Source organism: Pseudomonas sp. PARCl1, from assembly GCF_947311875.1.
In the GTDB taxonomy this organism is placed as follows: domain Bacteria; phylum Pseudomonadota; class Gammaproteobacteria; order Pseudomonadales; family Pseudomonadaceae; genus Aquipseudomonas; species Aquipseudomonas juntendi.
Map to the genome: position 1 here is coordinate 1 of NZ_CAMZMX010000091.1, position 4,884 is coordinate 4,884.

Consider the following 4,884-nt stretch of genomic DNA (forward strand, 5'->3'; position numbering starts at 1 on the left):
CAGCTCACTGTGGATAACACCACTGTGGCCGAAGGTGGCAAGATCACTTACACCGTGACCCTGGTCAGCGCCGATCCGAGCCTGCCAGTGACCAACCACAAGGGCCTGACCTTCACCCTGACCGACGGCACAATCGTCACGGTCAAAGCCGGTGAATCGGTCGGCACCACCACTGTCACTGCGCCAGACAACGTCTACGTAAACGATCCGGTCACCATCACCCAAGGTCTGACCAAGGTCGAAGGCGCTGGCGCTGATCAATTCGAACAACTGAACCTGGGCAAAGATACCGTCAGCACAGTAGTTACCGATGAGCCGGGCACTCCAGGTAACCCAGGTGGCAATAACGAAGGCGACCTGGTCAAGGTCACCATCGCTGCGGATCAGCTGTCCGTGAATGAGGCGACTGAGCCAACCTTCACCGTCACTCTGAACAAGGCGCTCGATAAGCCATTCACCGTAACCCTGAGCACTGGTGCCACCCTGACCTTCGCGGCAGGCGAGACCACCAAGTCCTACGCCGCTCCGGCGCAGGGCGATGACGTGTTCAAGGACGAGGGCAAGATCACTGTCAGCATCACCAAGGCCGAAGTGGTCGGTGAGCAGCTGGAAAACTTGCAGATCGGCCAGCCTGCGTCCGTAGCTGTGACCGATACGCAGAGCCCGGTTACTGCCCAGCTCACTGTGGATAACACCACTGTGGCCGAAGGTGGCAAGATCACTTACACCGTGACCCTGGTCAGCGCCGATCCGAGCCTGCCAGTGACCAACCACAAGGGCCTGACCTTCACCCTGACCGACGGTACCATCGTCACGGTCAAAGCCGGTGAATCGGTCGGCACCACCACTGTCACTGCGCCAGACAACGTCTACGTCAACGATCCGGTGACCATTACCCAAGGCCTGACCAAAGTCGAGGGCGCCGGCGCCGATCAGTTCGAGCAACTGAATCTGGGCAAAGATACCGTCAGCACAGTAGTCACCGATGAGCCTGGCACCCCTGGTAACCCAGGCGGCAACAACGAAGGTGACTTGGTCAAAGTCAGCATCGTGGCCGATCAAGTCTCGGTCAACGAAGCCACTGAGCCAACCTTCACCGTCACCCTGAATAAGGCTTTGGACAAGCCGTTCACCGTGACCTTGAGCACTGGTGCGACCCTGACCTTCGCGGCCGGCGAGACCACCAAGTCCTACGCCGCTCCGGCGCAGGGCGATGACGTGTTCAAGGACGAAGGCAAGATCACCGTCAGCATCACCAAGGCAGAAGTGGTCGGCGAGCAGCTGGAAAACCTGCAGATCGGCCAGCCTGCAACCGTGGCGGTAACCGATACGCAGAGCCCGGTGACTGCCCAGCTAACTGTGGATAACACCACTGTGGCCGAAGGCGGCAAGATCACCTACACCGTGACCCTGGTCAGCGCCGATCCGAGCCTGCCAGTGACCAACCACAAGGGCCTGACCTTCACCCTGACCGACGGTACCATCGTCACGGTCAAAGCCGGTGAATCGGTCGGCACCACCACTGTCACTGCGCCAGACAACGTTTACGTCAACGATCCGGTGACCATTACCCAAGGCCTGACCAAAGTCGAAGGCGCCGGCGCCGATCAGTTCGAACAACTGAACCTGGGCAAAGATACTGTCAGCACCTCCGTGACTGACGAGCCGGGTACTCCAGGTAACCCAGGCGGCAACAACGAAGGCGACTTGGTCAAGGTCACCATCGCTGCCGATCAGCTGTCCGTGAATGAAGCCACTGAGCCGACCTTCACCATCACCCTGAACAAGGCACTCGACAAGCCATTCACCGTGACCCTGAGCACTGGTGCCACCCTGACCTTCGCGGCCGGCGAGACCACCAAGTCCTATGCCGCTCCGGCGCAGGGCGATGACGTGTTCAAGGACGAAGGCAAGATCACTGTCAGCATCACCAAGGCGGAAGTGGTCAGCGAGCAACTGGAAAATCTGCAGATCGGCCAGCCTGCTACCGTTGCGGTCACCGATACGCAGAGCCCGGTGACTGCCCAGCTAACTGTGGATAACACCACTGTGGCCGAAGGCGGCAAGATCACCTATACCGTGACTCTGGTCAGCGCAGATCCAAGCCTGCCAGTAACCAACCACAAAGGTCTGACCTTCACGCTGACTGACGGGACTACTGTGACCGTTAAAGCAGGTGAGGCCACCGGTTCTGTTACCGTCACCGCGCCAGACAACGTCTACGTCAACGATCCAGTGACCATCACCCAAGGCCTGACCAAGGTCGAAGGCGCTGGCGCCGATCAGTTCGAGCAGCTGAACCTGGGCAAAGATACTGTCAGCACAGTAGTCACCGATGAGCCAGGCACTCCGGGTAACCCGGGCGGCAACAACGAAGGTGACTTGGTCAAAGTCTCTATCGTGGCCGATCAAGTTTCGGTCAACGAAGCCACTGAACCAACCTTCACCATTACCCTGAACAAGGCACTCGACAAGCCATTCACCGTAACCCTGAGCACTGGTGCCACCCTGACCTTCGCGGCAGGCGAGACCACTAAGTCCTACGCCGCTCCGGCGCAGGGCGATGACGTGTTCAAGGACGAAGGCAAGATCACCGTCAGCATCACCAAGGCAGAAGTGGTCGGCGAGCAGCTGGAAAATCTGCAGATCGGTCAGCCTGCGTCCGTAGCTGTGACCGATACGCAGAGCCCGGTTACTGCTGAACTGTCGGTAGACAACACTACCGTCGCTGAAGGCGGCAAGATCACCTACACCGTGACTCTGGTCAGCGCTGATCCAAGCTTGCCAGTAACCAACCACAAAGGTCTGACCTTCACGCTGACTGACGGGACCACTGTGACCGTTAAAGCAGGTGAGGCCACCGGCTCTGTTACCGTCACTGCGCCAGACAACGTCTACGTCAACGATCCGGTGACCATCACACAAGGTCTGACCAAGGTCGAAGGTGCCGGGGCCGATCAGTTCGAGCAGCTGAATCTGGGCAAAGATACCGTCAGCACCTCCGTGACTGACGAGCCGGGTACTCCGGGTAACCCAGGTGGCAATAACGAAGGCGATCTGGTCAAGGTCAGCATCGTGGCTGACCAAGTCTCGGTCAACGAAGCAACCGAACCTACCTTCACCGTCACCCTGAACAAGGCTTTGGACAAGCCGTTCACCTTGACCCTGAGCACTGGTGCCACCCTGACCTTCGCGGCAGGCGAGACCACCAAGTCCTATGCCGCACCGGCGCAGGGCGATGACGTGTTCAAGGACGAAGGCAAGATCACTGTCAGCATCACCAAGGCCGAAGTGGTCGGTGAGCAGCTGGAAAACCTGCAGATCGGCCAGCCTGCGTCCGTAGCTGTGACCGATACGCAGAGCCCGGTTACTGCTCAGCTCACTGTGGATAACACCACTGTGGCCGAAGGTGGCAAGATCACTTACACCGTGACCCTGGTCAGCGCCGATCCGAGCCTGCCAGTAACCAACCACAAAGGTCTGACCTTCACGCTGACTGATGGCACTACTGTGACCGTCAAGGCAGGTGAGGCCACCGGTTCGGTTACCGTCACTGCGCCAGACAACGTCTACGTCAACGATCCAGTCACCATCACCCAAGGTCTGACCAAGGTCGAGGGCGCCGGCGCTGATCAGTTCGAGCAGCTTAACCTGGGCAAGGATACTGTCAGCACAGTAGTCACCGATGAGCCAGGCACTCCGGGTAACCCGGGCGGAAACAACGAAGGCGACTTGGTCAAAGTCACGATCGTGGCCGATCAAGTTTCGGTCAACGAAGCAACCGAACCAACCTTCACCGTCACCCTGAACAAGGCTTTGGACAAGCCGTTCACCGTGACCTTGAGCACTGGTGCGACCCTGACCTTCGCGGCCGGCGAGACCACCAAGTCCTATGCCGCTCCGGCGCAGGGCGATGACGTGTTCAAGGACGAAGGCAAGATCACTGTCAGCATCACCAAGGCCGAAGTGGTCGGTGAGCAGCTGGAAAACCTGCAGATCGGCCAGCCTGCGTCCGTAGCTGTGACCGATACGCAGAGCCCGGTTACTGCTCAGCTCACTGTGGATAACACCACTGTGGCCGAAGGTGGCAAGATCACTTACACCGTGACCCTGGTCAGCGCCGATCCGAGCCTGCCAGTAACCAACCACAAAGGTCTGACCTTCACGCTGACTGATGGCACTACTGTGACCGTCAAGGCAGGTGAGGCCACCGGTTCGGTTACCGTCACTGCGCCAGACAACGTCTACGTCAACGATCCAGTCACCATCACCCAAGGTCTGACCAAGGTCGAGGGCGCCGGCGCTGATCAGTTCGAGCAGCTTAACCTGGGCAAGGATACTGTCAGCACAGTAGTCACCGATGAGCCAGGCACTCCGGGTAACCCGGGCGGAAACAACGAAGGCGACTTGGTCAAAGTCACGATCGTGGCCGATCAAGTTTCGGTCAACGAAGCAACCGAACCAACCTTCACCGTCACCCTGAACAAGGCTTTGGACAAGCCGTTCACCGTGACCTTGAGCACTGGTGCGACCCTGACCTTCGCGGCAGGTGAAACCACCAAGTCCTATGCCGCTCCGGCGCAGGGCGATGACGTGTTCAAGGACGAAGGCAAAATCACCGTCAGCATCACCAAGGCCGAAGTGGTCGGTGAGCAGCTGGAAAACCTGCAGATCGGCCAGCCTGCAACCGTGGCGGTAACCGATACGCAGAGCCCGGTGACTGCTGAACTGTCGGTAGACAACACCACCGTCGCTGAAGGCGGCAAGATCACCTACACCGTGACTCTGGTCAGCGCTGATCCAAGCTTGCCAGTAACCAACCACAAAGGTCTGACCTTCACGCTGACTGATGGCACTACTGTGACCGTCAAGGCAGGTGAGGCC

Annotated in this window: 1 protein-coding gene; it reads left to right on the plus strand. The window is 58.9% G+C overall.

Annotation, left to right across the window (positions count from 1 at the left end; translation table 11 throughout):
* Nucleotides 1-4,884, plus strand: a 4,884-nt coding sequence (locus QME24_RS24555; protein WP_348650970.1) for an immunoglobulin-like domain-containing protein, incomplete at both ends; no start/stop codon positions are given.